Here is a 19371-nt window from a genome sequence, read left to right as displayed (position 1 = left end):
ACTGGTTTAAACACTGGGCTGGTGGTGTAAGTTTGGGCATAACATTAGCCGGGACTTATCAACGGCACCTGCTGGATAAACCGTCAATTATTTGGCTGTTATGATTTAGGGGGAGATGTGGGAGTTAATATTTTGTCGAACGTCAATAGAATGTCAAAAGGGTTACGCGCAAACAGCGTCAGATGGCTGGGGGTGGCTCTCTTGCTGTCATTATTCACTTCTCAGGCCATGGCTTTCTCATTAGATGATGTGGCTAAGCAGGCACAGGCTCTGGCGGGTAAACGTTTTGAAACGCCGAAAAGTAATCTGCCATCGCAATTTCGCGAAATGAAATTTGCCGATTATCAGCAAATTCAGTTTAACCATGATAAATCGTATTGGAACAAACTGGATACGCCATTTAAGTTAGAGTTTTATCATCAAGGTATGTATTTCGATACACCGGTGCAAATTAATGAAGTGACGGCCACCAGTGTGAAGCCTATCAATTATAACCCGGACTACTTTAACTTTGGCTCGGTCAAGCATGATCCCGAGTCAGTGAAGGATTTGGGTTTTGCCGGTTTCAAAGTGCTTTATCCTATTAACAAAGCGGATAAAAAAGACGAAATCATCAGCATGCTTGGTGCCAGCTATTTTCGTGTGATTGGTAAAGGCCAGGTTTATGGTCTTTCTGCGCGCGGGCTGGCGATTGATACTGCCTTGGCTTCTGGCGAGGAGTTCCCGCGTTTTCGTGAGTTCTGGATTGAGCGTCCCAAACCTAATGATAAGCACCTGGTTATTTTTGCTTTGCTAGATTCCCCTCGCGCCACCGGGGCTTATCGTTTTGTGGTTTATCCGGGCCGCGATACCACCATTGATGTGCAAGCTAAAGTTTTCCTGCGCGATAAAGTAGAGAAACTGGGGATTGCACCATTAACCAGTATGTTCTTGTTTGGCCCAAGTCAGCCATCTGCGGTGTTGAACTATCGCCCGGCCTTACATGATTCCAATGGTCTTTCTATTCATGCTGGTAATGGTGAATGGATCTGGCGGCCGCTGAACAATCCAAAGCATTTGTCAGTTAGCACTTATATTGTTGAAAATCCAAAAGGATTCGGTTTGCTGCAACGCGGCCGTGAATTCTCGCAGTATGAGGATTTAGACGATCGCTATGATTTGCGTCCGAGCGCCTGGGTTGAACCCCGTGGCGATTGGGGCAAAGGTAAAGTGGAGCTGGTGGAAATTCCAACTGCGGATGAAACTAACGATAACATCGTGGCTTTCTGGACACCGGATGTTTTACCGGATGCCAAGAATTCGCTCGATCTGAATTACCGCCTGCATTTCACCCGTGATGAAGACAAATTGCATTCACCGGATGTGGCTTATGTGAAACAAACTCTGCGCTCAACCGGGGATGTGAAACAGTCGAATCTGATCCGTGAGCCAGACGGCAGTGTGGCTTTCCTGGTTGATTTTGTCGGCCCGGTACTGAAATCACTGGATGAAAATGCGCCACTGGCTTCGCAGGTCAGTATTGATGACAACGGTGAATTGATCGAAAACAGTGTTCGCTACAATCCAGTGACCAAAGGCTGGCGTTTGACACTGCGGTTAAAAGTTAAGGATGCCAAGAAACCAATAGAAATGCGCGCTGCGCTGGTTAATGGCGACAAAACCCTGACGGAAACCTGGAGCTATCAGCTACCTGCCAATGAATAAGTTAAATCAATCTCCTGTACAGGATTATATTGCGGATTTGCCCCTGACTGCACAGCAGCAAGGGGCGTTGCGCGATGCTTTGCCTGAGGATGTGCTGCTCGGCAGCACACCTGATGCGATACCACAAGTACATCAGCAATTAGCTGCCAGTACATCAGAAAAGATGGTTTTCAGTGAGCAAGACAGTGCATTGGCTTCGGTCAATGCCCGCTTGCAAGCGGCATGGCCGGATGCTTTGGCCGATAAGAAATTACTGGCTGATAAAAAATTACTGGCGCAAGACGACGAGGGGCGCACGGTTATTCATGCTACGCCGCCCATCAAGCGCACCAGTATGGCTCCGCAGGCCTGGCGTACTAATCCGGTCGGGCGTTTTTGGGATTCGCTACTGGGCCGCAGCCCGGTGTCACGCGCCCAAACACATGAACAGGCACTTGCCGAGAAAAAATGGCGCAGCGTGGGGTCTCTGCGCCGCTATATATTGCTGATACTGATTGTGTTGCAAACCACCATTGCGACCAGCTATATGAAGACCATTTTACCTTATCAGGGCTGGGCATTACTCGATCCATTCGAAATTTGGCAGCAGAACTGGCAGGTTTCAGTGATGCAATTGCTGCCTTATTTACTGCAAACCGGCATTCTCATTCTGTTCGCCATTCTGTTCTGTTGGGTCTCCGCCGGTTTCTGGACCGCGCTGATGGGGTTCTTGCAATTATTGATTGGTAAAGACAAATACAGCATTTCCTCCACCATCAAAGGGGATGAGGCGCTAAATCCAGCACATCGGACAGCGCTGATTATGCCCATTTGTAATGAGGACGTGGAGCGCGTATTTGCCGGTTTGCGGGCCACTTATGAGTCGGTGGCCGCAACCGGGCAACTGGATCACTTTGATATTTATGTGCTGAGTGACAGTTATGACCCCGATATCTGTGTGGCGGAGCAAAAAGCCTGGTTGGAATTGTGCCGCGATGTGGATGGGCACGGGCGTATTTTCTATCGCCGCCGTCGGCGTCGGGTGAAACGCAAAAGTGGCAATATTGATGACTTTTGCCGCCGTTGGGGCAGCCAGTATAGCTATATGGTGATATTGGATGCCGACAGCGTGATGAGCGGCGGCTGTTTGACGGGCTTGGTGCGGTTGATGGAAGCCAATCCGAATGCCGGGATAATTCAGTCCGCGCCGAAAGCCTCCGGTATGGATACGCTGTATGCCCGAATACAGCAATTTGCCACTCGCGTTTATGGCCCGTTGTTCACTGCCGGGTTACATTACTGGCAACTGGGCGAATCCCATTATTGGGGCCATAACGCCATCATCAGGGTGAAGCCGTTTATTGAGCATTGTGCTTTGGCACCTTTGCCGGGCGAAGGCTCATTCGCGGGCGCTATTTTGTCCCATGACTTTGTGGAAGCGGCATTAATGCGCCGTGCTGGATGGGGCGTGTGGATTGCGTATGATCTACCGGGCAGCTATGAAGAATTGCCCCCCAACTTACTTGATGAGTTAAAACGAGACCGTCGCTGGTGCCACGGTAACTTAATGAATTTTAGGTTATTTTTGGTTAAAGGTATGCATCCGGTTCACCGTGCAGTGTTCCTCACCGGTGTGATGTCTTATTTGTCGGCCCCGCTGTGGTTTATGTTCCTGGTGCTATGCACGGCTTTGCAGGCGGTGCATACCCTGATGGAACCGCAGTATTTCTTGCAACCGCGCCAGCTGTTCCCGGTATGGCCTCAGTGGCGGCCGGAATTGGCCATCGGTTTGTTCTCCACCACCTTGGTCTTGCTGTTCTTGCCTAAGCTACTCAGCATCATTTTGATCTGGGCTAAGGGGGCGAAAGAGTACGGCGGAGCACTCCGTCTGTTGCTGTCGATGCTGGCGGAAATGCTGTTCTCAGTCTTACTGGCACCGGTGCGGATGCTGTTCCACACCGTGTTTGTGGTCAGTGCTTTCCTCGGCTGGTCGGTGCAGTGGAATTCACCGCAGCGCGATGATGACGCCACGCCATGGAGTGAAGCTATGGTCCGCCACGGGCCACAACTGTTGCTAGGTGTGGTTTGGGCGAGTGGTGTGGCCTGGTTGGATCTGCGTTTCTTATGGTGGTTATCGCCCATCGTCTTTTCGCTGATCCTGTCGCCGGTGGTCTCTGTATTCTCCAGCCGCCGTACCTTGGGGCTGGCCAGTAAACGGGCGAAATTATTCCTGATCCCAGAGGAATATAATCCGCCACGGGAATTGGTTGCCACGGAAGAGTATCTGAAACTTAATCATCAGCGGGCGCTCAGTCATGGCTTCTTCCATGCGGTAATGAACCCGTCGTATAACGCGTTAGTCAGTGCTATGGCAACGGCCCGCCATCACACTCGCGCGATTATCGAGCAATATCGTCGTGAGCGGGTGGAGCAAGCTCTAGAGGCTGGGCCGGAGAAATTGGCTAAATTACAGCGCTTGGAACTGCTCAGTGACCCGGTCATGATTTCGCGTTTGCACCAGCAAGTCTGGCAGCAGCCGGAACAGTACCAAATCTGGAACGGTTATTATCGCCAACTGGCGCATAATATGAAGGCGTTTCCCGCCGCGAAATAGCGGTGAAGTAAAATAAAAAACGGGCATATAAATTGCCCGTTTTTTGTGTATATAAAAGCTTGCTATGAAGATTAAAAATCGATGGAACTCCATGTTTAAACTGACCCGCCGCTGGCTTCCGCGAACTCGCATTCTCATGCTCGGGGCCGTTATTCTGCTGTTATCGGGCTGCGGCAGTATTATCAGCCGCACCGTGCCGGGGCAGGGGCATGGACACCAATATTACCCCGGAGTGCAATGGGATATGCGCGAGGGGCCATGGAAATACATCACGGTGATTGATGTTCCTTTATCAATGATTGTTGATACTTTTATGCTGCCAATTGACGCCCAGCACGGCCCCTATGAGTAATGCTATGCTGTGGTCGTAAAAACTAACAATTGATAATGTTGTTGCTGGCAAGTGAACTCACAGATCGGCGTCATATTTAACCCTTTTACATGGGCCGCCAGTGAGTGTTGGTTATCATGGTTAACAAAAGCGGCACCGACATCAAAGTCTTTGCAGGTATGGGCTTTAACGGCGGTAAATAACTGACTTAGCACGCCTTTTCCCCGCCAACGGCTATCAATACACACCGGCCCATAAAGAAATACCCGCAATTCTTTCAATGGTTTACCTTGAAATTGGTGCTGACTTATCGCCTCCAGCATGGCATCGACCACCGGTGGGCGAGGTTGCTGATGTGTGCGAGCCAGGCAGACAAATGCCGCCACCTGAACATCATCAATAGCCACCAGAATCCCCAGATCTTGATTGATAGCATCCAGCTGTTTTTCGTCCATCTGCGACACAATAAAACCCTGTTTGCGCTGTTCCGTGCTTAAATTTGCTGGGGTATTTTGTGATTGCAACTGTAATATGGCGGGGTAATCAGCAGGTTGCGCAGGTCTTATTTTCATTTTTAGTCTCAGCATTCAAATGTGCTATCAAAGGAGAGCTAGATGTCATCCAAATCCATTGGTTTGCCTGCTACCGGTTTGACGAAAGAAGCGGCCATATTGCCACAAACTTCGGTAATGCGAGTGGCCAGAGCTACGGATAATCTCAAATTAATCAGCGAGATGTACTGTAACGGCTTAGGGTTCACTCTGTTGGGCAGTTTTGCGGATCATCAAGGATTTGACGGTGCCATTCTGGGTCACCCACATCATGCTTATCATATAGAGTTTACTCATCATCGTGGCACTTGGGTAGGTTTTGCGCCCACGCAGGATAACTTATTAGTTTTTTATCTGCCGGATGAAGCGCAATGGGCAGGGCAGTGCCAGCAAATGTTGTCTGCCGGTTTTCGCGCGGTGGCGTCTTATAACCCTTATTGGGATATCGGTGGTAAAACTTTCGAAGATACAGATGGTTATCGGGTGGTTTTACAGCAGCGTGTATGGGAACTGTAAGCTTATTTTGAACATAAAAAACCCGCCATTAAGGCGGGTTGGTGTAGCTTAACTTATCACTGTTAGGCAGTTTGCTGGCCCTGAGTGTTGTTCATCAGGCGACGAATTGGCACGATAAGCAATATTAATACCGCCGCACAGATAACCAGCGCAATTGAGCAGCGCGCAAACAAGGTTGGCAGCATATCAAGCTGGTCAGCTTTAACATGCCCACCAATCAAGCCCGCAGCCAGATTACCCAGTGAACTGGCGCAGAACCACAGCCCCATCACCTGACCCCGCATTCTGTCTGGAGCCAGTAAGGTCATGGTCGCCAGCCCGATAGGGCTAAGACACAATTCGCCCAAGGTCAGTAGCAAAATACTCATCACTAACCACCAGGGTGAAACGCCCGCGCCGCCACTGCTGAGGACATGCTGTGCGGCATACATCATCACGGCGAAACCAGCCGCCGCGCATAAAATACCAATCACGAATTTAGTGATGCTGCTCGGCTGAATCTTTTTCTTCGCCAGTGCTGGCCACGCCCAACTAAATACTGGCGCTAACAGGATGATAAACAGTGCATTTATTGACTGGAACCAGACGGTCGGGATCTCAAAACCCATCACCATACGGTCAGTATAATCATTGGCAAACAGGTTAAATGAGGTTGGTTTTTGTTCAAAAGCAGACCAGAAGAATGCCGCTGATACCAACAGAATAAAGCACACCAACAAACGGGCGCGATCTTTACGGCTCATTTTGGCAAAAGCGAACAGATAGACAAAATAGAGTGTCACGGAGGCGGCAATGACATACACCAGCAAGCTGGCAATCAGCACCGGATTAATCGGGATAACGCCCTGTGAAATAAGAGCAATAATGGCCACCACCACCAGCATAATGGCTGCAACCCATTTACCCACACCCTGGCGTTGATTGGTCGGTTTATTCCAACTTGAGTCCAGCCCCACTTCTGCGTCATAGCGCTTCATCGCCGGTATGGCAAAGCCACGGAAGATAAGCAACGCCACCAGCATACCGATCCCGCCAATACCAAAGCCCCAATGCCAGCCATGAGTTCGCAACAACCAGCCGGAAAGCAGCGGTGCAATAAACGACCCCATATTGATACCCATATAGAACAGTGAGAAACCACCGTCACGGCGGGCATCACCGGGCTTATAGAGGGTGCCGACCATCACCGAAATACAGGTTTTGAACAGGCCGGTACCGAGCACAATAAATGCTAAGCCGATAAAAAACAGGTCATTGCCGAAGAAAGCAGATAAAGCAATCGACAGATGGCCCAAGGCAATCAGAATCGAGCCATACCACACCGCGCGTTGTTGGCCCAGCCAGTTATCCGCCAGCCAACCGCCGGGCAGTGCCGCCAAATACATACTACCGGCAAAAATCCCGACGATAGCCGAAGCTTGCTCACGGGGTAGACCCATACCGCCATCAAAAACGGTGGCCGCCATAAACAGAATTAAGAGAGGGCGAATACCGTAGAATGAGAAACGCTCCCACATTTCGGAAAGAAATAGTCCACTGAGCGGATAAGGGTGCCCAAAAAATGTACGACCACCAGGGGTGTTAACAGAGGTTTGCATAAAGTCTTCCCATAGAATCGCTTTAAAATGAGCGAATAAACCCGTCATACTTCAAACTGCATGTGCGTTGGCTGCTTTCGCTCACCCCGGTCACTTACTTATGTAAGCTCCCAGGAATTTACTCAGTTGCCGCCTTCCTGCAATTCGAATTATTTAGGGTGTAATTATCATCGAGTGTCAGCTCTTTGGCGCTGTGACCAATTGTCGGAGTTAACACGCGTTACAGTAGAATTTAACGCAATAATAACGTCATTTTTTAATTTCCACTGGGGGTTATATCGTATTTTTAGATAAAAAGTCGACATTCATCGCAATTATCAATCAGTTTGAACCGAATCTTATGGTTTTTTTTACTGTTTTTATTCGCATTTTGCGGATTTTTATGCTGAAAAAATACACAAATCTAGATTGCTTTATCCTGACTTTTCGTCGCCTCAGCGGTGTTATCTTGAGTTAGCTATCTTGCTGTTGTTGAACTTCGCGCTGTGCTTTTAAGGGCTGGCGTTGCAAACACCAGTAAGAATACAGGGCATTAAATAGCACAACCACGGCGGTGACGCAGAATACTGCGCGGAAACCATAGCTGGCGGATACCGCCGCACCCAGGAGTGGGCCGCTAACATTCCCCACATCACGGAATGATTGGTTATAGCTGAAAATTCTACCCGCAATCTGATTGGTACAGTTATAAATCAGCAAAGTCTGCACTGCGGGTAACAGTGCGCCATCTGTCGCCCCCAATAAAAAACGCAAAATACCCAGTTGTAATGGGGTTTGTACAAAGGCCATCGGGATTAAAATCAGAATGGATAATGCCAGCATGGCGATCAAAATGCGTTCTGGCCCGATTTTATCCCCCAACTTGCCTAAGCGCGGCGCACTTATCAGCGCAGCGACACCCGGCACCGAAGCAATCATGCCACTGACAAAAGCCAAATTATGGATATCTCCGGCCAGCTCGCGCACATACAGGGTCAAAATGGGCGCAATCGAGCCGGTCGCAACTTGAATAATCATGGTGGTGACAAACAAACTCAGGATTAACTTAGGGTTTTTCAGTGAGTTAAATACCTGTCGGCCATTCAGCATATCTTTCTTCAGCACTGGCGCAAACTGCTCGCGGACATAAAACCAGGTCATGGCAAAACAGGCGAATAGCACTCCGGCAGTGATAAAAAACACCGGCCGCAAACCATAATTATCCGCCAATAATCCACCAATCAATGGGCCGATTAATGCACCACTGACCCCGCCGGTTGAGAGTGTGCCCAATGCCCAGCCACTTTTGTTGCGCGGCACCTGTGTGGCAATCAGCGCGTTGGCATTAGGAATAAAGCCGCCCAACAGCCCCAGCAGGGCGCGTAGGGCCAAGAATTGCCAAATATTTTGCGCCATGCCCATCAGCACCATCACAATCCCCATGCCGAGAGCGGATCGCAGTAGCATGATTTTCCGGCCTTTTCGGTCGGCAAGGCTGCCCCAGAAAGGCGCGGCAATGGCGGAAAACAGGAAAGTAATGCTGAACACCAAACCCGACCACATGTTCAATGACTGGTGGCCGCTCACACCCAACTGTTCCACATACAGTGGCAGGAATGGCATGATCAAACTGAATGCCGCGCCGGTTAGAAAACAGCCTAACCAGGTGACAAATAAGTTTCTTTTCCAGTTAACAGGTTGTGGTGCTGAGGTCATAAATTACCGATTAAACAAGGGATTGCTTCTTAACAAACTGAGCGCTTTGCGTCTCTTTATTCGTCGATAGGGGCGTTTGAAGGGGCAACAAAGCACAAGAATAAAACAGTTAGCTTGGTAAGTATGCGCCTATAGCACATTGACATCAATGAGATGAATGTTAGTTTTTATTAAAATGAAAAGAGGGTTTGAAATTCGGGGATATGCTTATTCGATTAGGTTATAACTGAATGGAGAGAGCTTTGACCGTTTGTTATAACTCATTGCCGCGAAATAAAAAAGCCACTACGCGATGGGCGCAGCAGCTCATTTATCAGCACAGATTATTATCAGCGATAAGCTTCATTTTTGGTGACGGAATAACGGCCACTACCCAACAGCATGATAGCCACGCCGCCGAGGAAGTACATGGCTTCGTTTTCCAAACCCCATGCGCCCACTTGGGTCAGAGTAAAGAACTTACCGGTGCCGACCATCAATACCGCGACCAATAGGTTAACGGCGTAAATGAAAGCCGCAGGGCGAGTAAATAAGCCCAAAATAATCAGGATCGGGGTGATAATCTCGCCAATGTAAACGCCATAGGCAACAAAGCCAGGGATGCCCTGCGCCTGTAAAGAGGCGGCTATCCAACTGGTGCCGTGCTGAATTTTTGCCACGCCATGAAATAACATCAAAACACCGAATGTCAGGCGTAATAACAATTTACCGCCGTTCGGATGATCTGTTAACCGCGTGAACCACAGATTAAGAGTTGCGAGCATATATATCCTTATCAAGAAAAAGATATTCCCGTCATACTTCAAGCTACATGTGTGTTGGCTACGTTCACTCACCCCAGTCACTTACCTGTGTAAGTTCTTGGGGACTCGCTCAATTGCCGCCTTACTGCAACTCGAATTAATTAGGGCGTCACCAGAAGATAACCAAGGGAAATTAATTCAGTATCGTCAGACCACAACTATATTTCTATCGGATAATACTGACAGATTGTATCAAAAAAACTGATATAAACTAATTCTCATTATCATCTGTTATATTATTTTGCTCTAAGCTAATTCCGTTTAGCTAAGCTAGTCATACAGCGAAGGTGCGCCCTCGGGGCGGGTTTTAAAACGCCGGTGCAGCCACATGTATTGATCCGTGGCGCGCATAATCTCTTTTTCGATCACTTTATTCATAAAGGCCGCGGCTTCGACTTCATTATCCAGCGGGAAATTATCCACTGCGGGCTGTAAAATCAGTTGATAACCTTTGCCACCCGGTAACCGACGTGGTGTGAAAGGAATGATTGCGGGTTTACCCATACGCACCAGAAGATAAGTCCCGGTGGTGGTGGCGGCTTGGCTGACGGCAAACAAGGGCACGAACACACTGCTGCGTGGGCCATAGTCATGGTCGGGCGCATACCAGATAATTTCACCTTGCTTGAGGCTGCGAACCATCCCTTTGAGGTCTCTGCGATCAAGCATGGCTTTATTTGACCGCATCCGGCCCCAGGTCTGCATCCAATCCATGGCTTTATTATCATGTGGACGATAAACGCCAATTCCCGGATTGTAGATACCAAAAATACGCGCGCCCAGTTCTAGCGTCAGAAAATGCAAGCCAATCAACAAAACCCCTTTGCCCTCATCACGCGCCTGTTGGATATGCTCCAGCCCGCTGACACTGCACCAGCGCTTAATTCGCCAGTCTGGCCAAAACCACGCCATGCCGGTTTCAAATAACCCCATGCCGACGGATTCAAAATTCTTAACCAGCAGTTCATCCCGCTCGTTTTTCGGCATGTCAGGGAAGCACAGCTCCAGATTGCGCCGCGTTATTCGCTTACGTCGTGCAAGAAAACGCATAGAAAAACGGCCAAGGGAGGTGCCCATGGAATAGATGACCGGATAGGGTAGCAGTACCAGTAGGTAGAGAATACCGAGGCCGAGCCAAGTCAGCCAATAACGAGGGTGCAGTAGTGAGCGATTAAAAGACGGAACTTGCATATCTGTTCTCAGCATTATTGTCATTCGTTCGGACATATTGATGGTGCACATTGAGTTAATCAGAAAACCTCAATAAGCCCAGTCCCAACCTACTTATCTGTCGTTTTAAGGTAGCCTATTGTGGCATTTTTAGGAGACTACAGGAAAAAAGAGCGCACCAAAAAGCCATTTTCATGCTTTTTTGTCGAAAACTTCATCAAATAAATCATTTGTTTGATGATTATGTAAGCGGGGCGATTGCCCCGATGGGCGCTCCGACGGCTTACGCACTTGTATTTGAAACTAACAGGGACCCATCCGGCACATTTCCCCGCAAATTAACTTGGTCAGTAGTCCAATCCCTGTCTGTCGAAGAGGGATTTTTATTTCTGCGGTATGATATTTCCAGTGTATAAATGGATATTATTCATTCTTATCGGAGAGCCGTCGATGACAGTTGCAAGACTCAGTGCGGGTTTATTGGTCGTCGGTGGCATATTGGGTTATCTCGGCGCTGATTGGCAGAGCAAACCGTTACTGATTGCTGCCGGAATTGCCTTGCTCGCGGGTGTTATTTTTTCTGCTTTGACTGAGCGTGATAGCCGCTAAAGATGTGCCGTGGCGGGGTTTCAGGTATTATATGCGCCGCACGGGATAGCCGGTGCCGAAATATCAGTTCTATTGCGCGATGATTTAGCGTGGTTAGCCGTCTAATGATTAACCTAACCCATTGAGCAATAATTAAATATTCATCAGTAACCTCTCTGAAAGACAGGAACGTACACCATGCCAGTGTTACATAACCGAATTTCTAATGAGGAACTTAAAGCGCGCATGTTGGCTGAAACCGAACCGCGCACCACAGTTTCTTTTTATAAATATTTCATGCTGGAAGATGCAAAAACCTTCCGTGATAACCTCTATAGCCAATTTGTTAAACTCGGGGTATTTGGCCGGGTTTATGTGGCAAAAGAGGGAATTAATGCCCAGATTAGCGTGCCTGCAAATCGTTATGATGAGTTTCAAGTCGCGCTGTTTGCCGCTCATCCCGCGCTGAACCAAGTGCGGTTGAATGTTGCGCATGAAGATGACGGCAAGTCATTTTGGGTGCTACGCATGAAAGTTCGTGAGCGCATTGTGGCTGACGGTATCGACGATGACAGTTTCGACCCCAGCAATGTTGGGCATTATTTAAAGGCCGATCAGGTCAATCAGATGATTGATGACCCCGATACTTTGTTTGTCGATATGCGCAATCATTATGAATACGAAGTCGGCCATTTCGAAAACGCGATAGAAGTTCCGTCGGATACTTTCCGAGAACAACTGCCGATGGCGGTTGATATGCTGCAACATAATAAAGATAAGAATATTGTGATGTATTGCACCGGTGGGATTCGTTGCGAGAAAGCCAGCGCTTATATGCTGCATAATGGCTTTAAAAATGTTTATCACGTCGAAGGCGGGATTATCGAATATGCCCGTAAAGCAAAAGAACAGGGATTGCCGCTTAAGTTTATTGGTAAAAACTTTGTTTTCGATGAGCGGATGGGCGAGCGGATATCTGAAGATATTATCGCACATTGCCATCAGTGCGGCACCCCAAGTGATACGCATACTAATTGCAAGAATGATGGTTGCCACTTACTGTTTATTCAATGCCCCGTTTGTGCAGCAAAATTTGAAGGTTGCTGTAGCCAGATTTGCCAGGAAGAGCTGAAGCTTCCACAGGAAGAACAACGCTCTCGCCGGGCCGGGCGAGAGAATGGCATTAAGATTTTTAATAAATCTAAAGGTTTGCTACAAACAACCATGCATATTCCTATGCCGGAAAAGGGCGCAGATAAGTAATATCCAGTGCTATTAAAATAAGGCGTTGTCGGTTATTTTATCCGCTAGCGTCTTTTTTTTGCCATTTGAGCCGTGGCGGTTCCAATACAAGGATTAATAATGACAAAACCTGTGGTAGGTGGCCAAGGGTTGCGGTTAGTTGCGATGCTGGCAATGTTGGTGGTGATTATGGCCGGGATCAAAGCGGCATCGCCCATTGTAGTTCCCTTTTTACTGGCGATATTTCTCGCTATTGTTTTAAACCCTTTGGTGAAATTACTCGAAAAAATAAAGATCCCCCGGACATTGGCTATCATCTTATTGGTAACCATTATTGTTTTACTGATGGCATTACTGTTTAGCCGCTTAGGTTCTTCATTAAATGAATTTGCCCGCTCACTACCGCAATATCGCGGGATGATGCTGGAAAAAATGCGTGACCTGCAAGAGTTCGCCATGCGCTTTAATATCGAGTTTTCGGTGGATGACATTATGAAACATGTCGATCCCAGCATGGCCATGAACTTTGTTACCCGCCTGCTCAGCCACCTTTCCGGTGCTATGGCTAGCACGTTCTTGCTGTTAATGACGGTCGTTTTCATGTTATTTGAAGTCGAGCGCCTTCCCTATAAAATGCAATTAATGTTTGATAACCCAGAACAAGGGAATGCGATTTTGCGGCGTGCGCTGAATGGCGTGACGCATTATCTGGTGATTAAGACCATTATTAGTATTGCGACGGGGATTGTCATTTGGCTATTTTTGGCCGCGATGGGGGTTAGGTTTGCTTTCCTGTGGGGGTTACTGGCCTTTGTTCTCAATTATATTCCCAACATCGGGTCTGTATTGGCCGCTATTCCACCCATTATTCAGGCCTTACTCTTTAACGGTTTTGCTGACGCCTTTGCTGTAACCGGCGGTTATATTCTCATTAATCTGATTGGTGGCAATATCATCGATCCGCGCATGATGGGCCGTGGCTTAGGGTTATCAACATTGGTGGTGTTCTTATCATTAATTTTCTGGGGATGGTTATTGGGGCCGATAGGTATGTTACTGTCAGTTCCATTAACCATTATTGCCAAAATCGCACTGGAATTAACACCTGCCGGTTATAAGTTTGCAGTGTTACTGAGTGATGGTAAGCCGGCTAAGATTGAATCGGATACGCCCATATTGTAACTTAACATCTGAGGGCCGCAGGTGATTTGATGCCTGTTGGCCCCGTTAAAAAAGGAGAGGCGAGTTAATAGAAAAAGAAGTAAATATCCAGCGCCAACAATATTAACCACAAACAGATATAGAGTATTAAATGCTCTCGTACATTATTGATAACCATTGAGATGAATTTACTTAACATACTGACTGCCTGAGGTTAAAGTTATAGCCCATTGTAGGTGATTTTAATTGGGTAAACAATCAGTTAGGGGGTAAACCTTTATCTAAGAGAATAATAAATTAAATAACTTATTTTCAGGCGTGTGTAAAAATTGAAGGAAATAGAAATTAGTTTATATAAAAAGGCATTTAATAGAATGTAACCGATATTTTTAACAGTAAGCTATGTCGCATTGTTTTCTCGGCTACATTATTCATAATATAAATATATATGTGTATTATTTGGCTATATCTAGAGTGCTATTGGCTGATGCTGTCTCTAAATACAGGCCAAAGTCTAGTATAAATATTTAAATACATTATAGATAAAGCACAGTTCCAAGCGGTTTCTGACTTTTATTTTTTCAGTAATATGGCGCTTATGTGAGTAAACTGTACTGTCACTGATATTTAATTTTCTGGCTATCCGGTAATTGGGCATTTCTGTCATCCAATAGCACATAACTTTATGTTCTTGTGGGCTGAACAGTGATGCAGGACATGGCAGCACTGGTTTATCGTTATCATTTGAAACACTTGATAAGCTTTGTAATAATTCGGGCAAATGCTTTTTAGCCAAGATTGAAACAGAATCCGTTAGAGGGATAGGCGTTTCGCTAAAGGGATATGATGCATCCAGATAAATATAAACTCTTGCCTGACCACAGCAGTTGATGAATTGTGCTAATAATGGGCAGTGTCCACCGAATCGACAGTATTGCGTAAGATTAACAATTATTATTTCAGGATTAAAATTATCAATGGCTAATGTTGCCTGCTCAACGGTAGAAACATCCATTAAATTAAGAGATGCGGAACTATTTAAATAAGTATTTACCCCTGAGCGGGTATAAAAACACTCGTCAATAATTAATATTTTCATGTGACATACATCCTTGTCTAACTGCAACCATACCTGACTGCATACTAGGATAAGGTAATCCTCTGACGACCAAAGCGTCAATTCGGCATTTACGATGTTTTTTTGCGGGTTTTATGAATTGATGGCTATTAATTACCAGGCTAATGTGGTTTTGATGCTAACGATTAGATATGAATTAATTGCCAATGACTTGTTTAAGTCTCAATAGTCATTGGCAATAATTTAGTGAGTCAATTGCGGATATGAGTGCTATGAATCCGTGAATCGAGCCAAAGAAAAGGCAGTAATATCAATAGGTGATGGTTTATCTTGTGCAAACAGTGCAGCGACCTCGCCCAGCGCAGTAGCAAATTTAAACCCATGGCCACTTAACCCCGTCACGACCATAATATTGGGGTTATCCGGCAAAGTATCGATGATGAAATCTTCATCAGGGCTCATATCATAGCTGCATGCAGCACCATGTAAACAAACGCCCACGCCGGGTAAGAAATTACGCAAAAAGCCAAATACTTCTGTTCCGTCTTCAGCATAACTGCCAAAGGGTTTGCGCTGTGTCGCTGATTCTATGGGCTGCCCACCATTATGTTTACCGAGTTTCAATTCATCATTTTGTGAAGGGAATCCGTAATAATGAATATTGTCCGGTGTTTCCACCGTGAATGCTGGGAAATGATTCCCTTCACTGTATCGGCCATCGGCATGGTGCCAGGAAAAGACTTTGCGTATTGCGGTTACCGGCAATTGCGGTAGCAACTCCTTCACCCAAGTTCCAGCAGTCACAACCACTTTTTTAGCGCTGTAGGTACCATCGATGGTCACGACATCCACGCCTTCATCCAGAGGTTCAATCGCGGTCACCGGGCAGTTAAATAGAATGCCACAACCGGCTTCAGTGACGGTTTTTATCAGTGTTTTTATCGCCAACTCTGAGCGGAGGAAACCGGAATGCGGTTCGAACACGCCGATATAATTATCCGGGACAGTAAATACCGGCCATTTCTCACGAATTTGTGCAGCATTTAGGATCTCAACCGGCAAATTAAATTGTTGAGCACTGTATTGTGAGTTTTTTAGAAAGACCGAATCCTCTGGCCCCAGATTAAGCACACCACAGGCCTGGAACAATTTTTCACCAGTCTGGGCTGAAAGTTGATCCCAAAGTGCTTGAGCACGTAATACTAATGGGACATATTTCTCGCCTTCACCATATGCATGGCGAATGATTCTGGTATCACCATGGTGGCTACCTGCTTGGTGAGGGGGCATTGCGCTATCAATCATCAGCACATTTAGACCGGCTTGTGAGGCATAGTAACCTGCGGCTGAACCGACCGAGCCACTACCAATGACAATCAAATCATAATCCATATTTTTCACCCTGCTGAATATCACCGCGAACCCTATTTAACGCCCGATCTTATTTAATATTGTTTGATTTGTAACGCAGTTTTATCCTGAAAATGACCAGAGCGATTTAAATTAAAGGCAGTAAGTTGTCATAAAAATTAAAACGATAGTAATAACATGAGAGCCAAGAGAGCAAAAGGAATGTTCACCATATTATAGTGGGAGCGGTTAATAAAAAGGCACCGAGTGATATTCACTGGTGCCTTTTTACGAGCTTTGAGAAATTAATTGCTGGTGATAATTAATGCTTACGGTGATCCAAATCTTGGTAATCTGATGATTCAATTTTAGCAATGCCTGCTTCTAATATATTTATTAATTGTCGCGCAACATCAGTCGTCAGCCAGAGTGTTCTATCAACTAGCGCATCTTCTGGCGGTTGATCCATGGAAGACAGGTAATGAAGGCGTATCATCATCGCGTCATATACATCTACAGTGCTGATATCCCAACCTACGAGCGGGTGAGTCTGGATAACTTCATCATTTCTGTCCATAAAGACCCCTTATATAGTAGTTACTGAACGGTAGTGACTAATGAGGATCAATGCGGCCCAATACTGAGTGAGCTTTTTCAGTATACGCAACCGTTGATGAATTTGGCGATTATCTACAGATATTTACAAATTATTTATTTTCTGATGATTAATGAATCGAAAGTTAAAAATAAAAAATGTGAAACGGAAAGGGCCAATATACATTGATATAAAAAAGCCGAGGAGCGACTCCCCGGCAAAAAACTGCATTTATCTACAACATATCGCCGTCATTGACAGCCTATTGCAGTGGGTTAATCCGCGTCGAACCAGTCGTCCGCGCTTTCCCATATTTCTTGTAATATTTCAGATATGAGGTCTTTATCCGTTTTGGCTCCACCTAAAACAGAAAGATTATTCGCACTGGCATAACGTACTTGTACCGCAGTGGTCGTATCTGGGAATTTAGTCTTCAGTCGTTTACTCAATTCATTGGTGAGTGCTTCGATAGCACCTGCGGGTAACTGGTTTTTTTTATCAATACAGACTTCAACACGCATACTTGGCCCTCCGAATATTTATACTGTTTATTTATACAGCATAAATATTCAGGCCGCAACTGACTAAGAAAAAAATTTTCAGCTGCAGAGAAAAGTGCGCTCTACAGCTGGTGTTATCAGGCTTTAACTGACCAATTGAGGGTCTGACCGGCAAGGAAAGGAATGATAGATTCGTTTCCTAATGTGATGTCCTCTGGTTGCTGGAAAGGTTTCCGAACCAACTCAACAAAATCTTCGTTAACTGGCAAACCATAAAAACGCGGGCCATTCAAAGAGCAGAAAGCTTCCAAATGTTCCAATGCATTCATTTCTTCAAACACAGTGGCATAAGCCGAAAGCGCCGATGGGGCATTGAAAACACCGGCACAGCCGCAAGATGATTCTTTCCGATGTTTGGCATGAGGAGCAGAGTCAGTGCCAAGGAAGAAACGGTCTGAGCCACTGGCCACAGCTTGCCGCAAGGCATCTTGATGAGTGCTCCGCTTCAGAATTGGCAAACAGAACAGGTGAGGGCGAATCCCACCCACCAACATGTGATTGCGGTTGAACATCAAATGTTGAGGAGTGATGGTCGCACCAAGGAAACGATTGCCTGCCAGCACATAGTCGGCCGCATCTTTGGTGGTGATGTGCTCAAAGACAATTTTCAATTCTGGGAATTTACGGCGTACCGGTTCCAGAATTGTTTCAATAAAACGCGCTTCACGATCAAAAATATCCACCGCGGCATCGGTGACTTCACCGTGGATCAACAGCGGCATGCCAATCTTCTGCATTTGTTCAAACAGCGGATAAATCGCTGGAATATCAGAGACACCATGCGTTGAGTTAGTGGTGGCATTGGCCGGATATAACTTGGCCGCGGTAAATACACCGTTTTCAAAACCTTGGGTCAGTTCATTGACATCCAGGGTATTGGTCAGGTAGCACGTCATCAGTGGGGTGAATGTATGACCTGTAGGTATTGCCGCCAAAATACGGTCCCGATAAGCAATAGCACTGGCAACAGTGGTAATCGGTGGGGTCAAATTTGGCATGACGATGGCTCGGGCAAACGCCTCGGAAGTGTAGGGCAGCACGGTACTGAGCATTTCGTCATCACGTAAGTGAATATGCCAGTCATCCGGGCGGCGAATTTTCAGGGTTTGAGGTTGTGCAGTCATTTAACGGGCTCCGCAGTCATGAAATATATACCGTCATACTTTAAGCTGCATGTGTGTTGGCTGCGTTCAATCACCCGAATCACTTACAAATGTAAGCTCATCGGGACTCTCTCGCTTGCCGCCTTCTCGCAACTCGAATTATTTAGGATATGGGTTTTTGTGCTGTTTCCGGCGGGGTATAAGGATAAGCGGAAAGCGCTTAGGATGCATCTGATTGTTACGGTTAAGTTGAAAACAATATTTTTTGGTTAGTTGGAAATTTTGGTCAGTTGAAAATAATATAAAAAGGGTCTCTTATAGGGAGGCGCCAAGTCACATTGTCCTGCAGGACGAGTGATTGATTTATCGGCAAGTAGGCTAATTAAATATCAGATGGGAGAATAATCATGGAAGTCCGTGTCATTGCCAGTTTAGTGGCGAAACCTGAGTTTGTTGCTGAAGTTAAAGCGGCGGTTCATCAGGTTATCGACCCTAGCCGTGAGGAAAAGGGGAATCTGCAATATGATCTCCATACCGAAAGCGGCCAAGAAGGTTCTTTTATATTTTTCGAGCGCTGGGCGTCTGATGATGCATTGGAAAAACATAACAAAACTGAACATTTCAAAGAATTTGTTAAAGCACTAGAGGGCAAGCTGGAAAGCCTTGAGATCAAGAAAGTGAAGCAGATCGCTTGAATTTATCGGCGAAATAAAAAACCCGCCAGATGGCGGGT

19 protein-coding genes are annotated in these 19371 nt (G+C 46.5%); 8 read left to right on the top strand and 11 right to left on the bottom strand.

Annotated elements, in window-relative coordinates; genetic code table 11:
- Positions 1-150: 150 nt before the first annotated feature.
- The 3 genes from OVO64_RS01165 (at position 151) to OVO64_RS01155 (ending at position 4649) form a co-directional block, all read left to right on the top strand.
- Positions 151-1704 (top strand): glucan biosynthesis protein G, encoded by a 1554-nt coding sequence (locus OVO64_RS01165; protein WP_267248603.1) that lies wholly within the window; start codon positions 151-153, stop codon positions 1702-1704.
- Complete coding sequence (gene mdoH / locus OVO64_RS01160; protein ID WP_120011301.1) at positions 1697-4297, top strand: glucans biosynthesis glucosyltransferase MdoH; 2601 nt, start codon at positions 1697-1699, stop codon at positions 4295-4297. The genes OVO64_RS01165 and mdoH overlap by 8 nt, the downstream gene beginning before the upstream one ends.
- Positions 4298-4433: 136 nt before the next feature.
- Positions 4434-4649 carry a YceK/YidQ family lipoprotein gene (locus tag OVO64_RS01155; protein ID WP_038639457.1) on the top strand — a complete coding sequence of 72 codons (216 nt, stop codon included), beginning with the start codon at positions 4434-4436 and terminating at the stop codon, positions 4647-4649.
- A 2-nt stretch (positions 4650-4651) separates the two neighbouring features.
- Here the strand turns inward: OVO64_RS01155 and OVO64_RS01150 are convergent, their stop codons facing one another.
- Positions 4652-5200 (bottom strand): GNAT family N-acetyltransferase, encoded by a 549-nt coding sequence (locus OVO64_RS01150; RefSeq protein WP_038632221.1) that lies wholly within the window; start codon positions 5198-5200, stop codon positions 4652-4654.
- 42 nt (positions 5201-5242) lie between these two features.
- On the opposite strand from OVO64_RS01150, the gene OVO64_RS01145 reads away from it, so the two are divergent.
- Complete coding sequence (locus OVO64_RS01145; protein ID WP_267248533.1) at positions 5243-5695, top strand: VOC family protein; 453 nt, start codon at positions 5243-5245, stop codon at positions 5693-5695.
- Between the two features lie 62 nt (positions 5696-5757).
- Here OVO64_RS01145 and OVO64_RS01140 read toward each other — a convergent pair whose 3' ends face one another.
- The 4 genes from OVO64_RS01140 to OVO64_RS01125 form a co-directional block, all read right to left on the bottom strand.
- Positions 5758-7293: a peptide MFS transporter gene (locus OVO64_RS01140; RefSeq protein ID WP_038639462.1), complete on the bottom strand. Its 1536-nt coding sequence runs from the start codon at positions 7291-7293 to the stop codon at positions 5758-5760.
- Positions 7294-7746: 453 nt separating this feature from the next.
- Positions 7747-8988 carry a multidrug efflux MFS transporter MdtG gene (gene mdtG / locus OVO64_RS01135; protein ID WP_038632223.1) on the bottom strand — a complete coding sequence of 414 codons (1242 nt, stop codon included), beginning with the start codon at positions 8986-8988 and terminating at the stop codon, positions 7747-7749.
- Between the two features lie 329 nt (positions 8989-9317).
- On the bottom strand, positions 9318-9752 hold the full coding sequence (locus OVO64_RS01130; RefSeq protein WP_038632225.1) for a DoxX family protein: 435 nt from the start codon (positions 9750-9752) through the stop codon (positions 9318-9320).
- Positions 9753-10061: 309 nt separating this feature from the next.
- Positions 10062-10982, bottom strand: coding sequence for a Kdo(2)-lipid IV(A) acyltransferase (locus OVO64_RS01125; RefSeq protein WP_038632227.1), 921 nt, complete (start codon positions 10980-10982; stop codon positions 10062-10064).
- Positions 10983-11411: 429 nt separating this feature from the next.
- Here OVO64_RS01125 and OVO64_RS01120 point away from each other — a divergent pair, with 429 nt between their 5' ends.
- From OVO64_RS01120 to OVO64_RS01110, 3 genes are all read left to right on the top strand, one after another.
- Positions 11412-11570 carry a hypothetical protein gene (locus OVO64_RS01120; RefSeq protein ID WP_038632229.1) on the top strand — a complete coding sequence of 53 codons (159 nt, stop codon included), beginning with the start codon at positions 11412-11414 and terminating at the stop codon, positions 11568-11570.
- A gap of 177 nt (positions 11571-11747) precedes the next feature.
- A complete protein-coding gene (locus OVO64_RS01115) occupies positions 11748-12812 on the top strand; it encodes a rhodanese-related sulfurtransferase (protein ID WP_038632231.1) in 1065 nt (354 codons plus the stop codon).
- 99 nt (positions 12813-12911) lie between these two features.
- Positions 12912-13973 (top strand): AI-2E family transporter, encoded by a 1062-nt coding sequence (locus OVO64_RS01110; protein ID WP_038632234.1) that lies wholly within the window; start codon positions 12912-12914, stop codon positions 13971-13973.
- 64 nt (positions 13974-14037) lie between these two features.
- On the opposite strand, the gene OVO64_RS01105 is transcribed toward OVO64_RS01110, so the two are convergent.
- The 6 genes from OVO64_RS01105 to pyrC form a co-directional block, all read right to left on the bottom strand.
- Positions 14038-14130, bottom strand: a complete 93-nt coding sequence (locus OVO64_RS01105) for a DUF2770 family protein (protein ID WP_227744204.1) — start codon at positions 14128-14130, stop codon at positions 14038-14040.
- Between the two features lie 336 nt (positions 14131-14466).
- On the bottom strand, positions 14467-15051 hold the full coding sequence (locus tag OVO64_RS01100; protein ID WP_038632236.1) for a LuxR C-terminal-related transcriptional regulator: 585 nt from the start codon (positions 15049-15051) through the stop codon (positions 14467-14469).
- A gap of 249 nt (positions 15052-15300) precedes the next feature.
- Positions 15301-16422, bottom strand: a complete 1122-nt coding sequence (gene solA / locus OVO64_RS01095) for an N-methyl-L-tryptophan oxidase (protein ID WP_038632238.1) — start codon at positions 16420-16422, stop codon at positions 15301-15303.
- A gap of 280 nt (positions 16423-16702) precedes the next feature.
- Complete coding sequence (gene bssS / locus OVO64_RS01090; protein ID WP_032819502.1) at positions 16703-16957, bottom strand: biofilm formation regulator BssS; 255 nt, start codon at positions 16955-16957, stop codon at positions 16703-16705.
- A 293-nt stretch (positions 16958-17250) separates the two neighbouring features.
- Positions 17251-17496, bottom strand: a complete 246-nt coding sequence (dinI, locus tag OVO64_RS01085) for a DNA damage-inducible protein I (protein WP_038632241.1) — start codon at positions 17494-17496, stop codon at positions 17251-17253.
- 116 nt (positions 17497-17612) lie between these two features.
- Positions 17613-18659: a dihydroorotase gene (gene pyrC / locus OVO64_RS01080; RefSeq protein ID WP_050291271.1), complete on the bottom strand. Its 1047-nt coding sequence runs from the start codon at positions 18657-18659 to the stop codon at positions 17613-17615.
- Positions 18660-19045: 386 nt separating this feature from the next.
- Here pyrC and OVO64_RS01075 point away from each other — a divergent pair, with 386 nt between their 5' ends.
- Complete coding sequence (locus tag OVO64_RS01075) at positions 19046-19333, top strand: putative quinol monooxygenase (protein WP_267248532.1); 288 nt, start codon at positions 19046-19048, stop codon at positions 19331-19333.
- Positions 19334-19371 lie beyond the last annotated feature (38 nt).

This window comes from Yersinia sp. Marseille-Q5920, from assembly GCF_946902935.1.
GTDB classification, from domain to species: Bacteria; Pseudomonadota; Gammaproteobacteria; order Enterobacterales; family Enterobacteriaceae; genus Yersinia; species Yersinia rochesterensis.
This window is presented reverse-complemented; position numbering and strand designations above follow the sequence as displayed.

Bases quoted from the DNA above. Each gene is read 5' to 3' on its own strand.
- OVO64_RS01165 (WP_267248603.1), top strand. From the start codon at position 151: ATGTCAAAAGGGTTACGCGCAAACAGCGTCAGATGGCTGGGGGTGGCT.
- mdoH (WP_120011301.1), top strand. From the start codon at position 1,697: ATGAATAAGTTAAATCAATCTCCTGTACAGGATTATATTGCGGATTTG.
- OVO64_RS01155 (WP_038639457.1), top strand. From the start codon at position 4,434: ATGCTCGGGGCCGTTATTCTGCTGTTATCGGGCTGCGGCAGTATTATC.
- OVO64_RS01150 (WP_038632221.1), bottom strand. From the start codon at position 5,200: ATGAAAATAAGACCTGCGCAACCTGCTGATTACCCCGCCATATTACAG.
- OVO64_RS01145 (WP_267248533.1), top strand. From the start codon at position 5,243: ATGTCATCCAAATCCATTGGTTTGCCTGCTACCGGTTTGACGAAAGAA.
- OVO64_RS01140 (WP_038639462.1), bottom strand. From the start codon at position 7,293: ATGCAAACCTCTGTTAACACCCCTGGTGGTCGTACATTTTTTGGGCAC.
- mdtG (WP_038632223.1), bottom strand. From the start codon at position 8,988: ATGACCTCAGCACCACAACCTGTTAACTGGAAAAGAAACTTATTTGTC.
- OVO64_RS01130 (WP_038632225.1), bottom strand. From the start codon at position 9,752: ATGCTCGCAACTCTTAATCTGTGGTTCACGCGGTTAACAGATCATCCG.
- OVO64_RS01125 (WP_038632227.1), bottom strand. From the start codon at position 10,982: ATGCAAGTTCCGTCTTTTAATCGCTCACTACTGCACCCTCGTTATTGG.
- OVO64_RS01120 (WP_038632229.1), top strand. From the start codon at position 11,412: ATGACAGTTGCAAGACTCAGTGCGGGTTTATTGGTCGTCGGTGGCATA.
- OVO64_RS01115 (WP_038632231.1), top strand. From the start codon at position 11,748: ATGCCAGTGTTACATAACCGAATTTCTAATGAGGAACTTAAAGCGCGC.
- OVO64_RS01110 (WP_038632234.1), top strand. From the start codon at position 12,912: ATGACAAAACCTGTGGTAGGTGGCCAAGGGTTGCGGTTAGTTGCGATG.
- OVO64_RS01105 (WP_227744204.1), bottom strand. From the start codon at position 14,130: ATGGTTATCAATAATGTACGAGAGCATTTAATACTCTATATCTGTTTG.
- OVO64_RS01100 (WP_038632236.1), bottom strand. From the start codon at position 15,051: ATGAAAATATTAATTATTGACGAGTGTTTTTATACCCGCTCAGGGGTA.
- solA (WP_038632238.1), bottom strand. From the start codon at position 16,422: ATGGATTATGATTTGATTGTCATTGGTAGTGGCTCGGTCGGTTCAGCC.
- bssS (WP_032819502.1), bottom strand. From the start codon at position 16,957: ATGGACAGAAATGATGAAGTTATCCAGACTCACCCGCTCGTAGGTTGG.
- dinI (WP_038632241.1), bottom strand. From the start codon at position 17,496: ATGCGTGTTGAAGTCTGTATTGATAAAAAAAACCAGTTACCCGCAGGT.
- pyrC (WP_050291271.1), bottom strand. From the start codon at position 18,659: ATGACTGCACAACCTCAAACCCTGAAAATTCGCCGCCCGGATGACTGG.
- OVO64_RS01075 (WP_267248532.1), top strand. From the start codon at position 19,046: ATGGAAGTCCGTGTCATTGCCAGTTTAGTGGCGAAACCTGAGTTTGTT.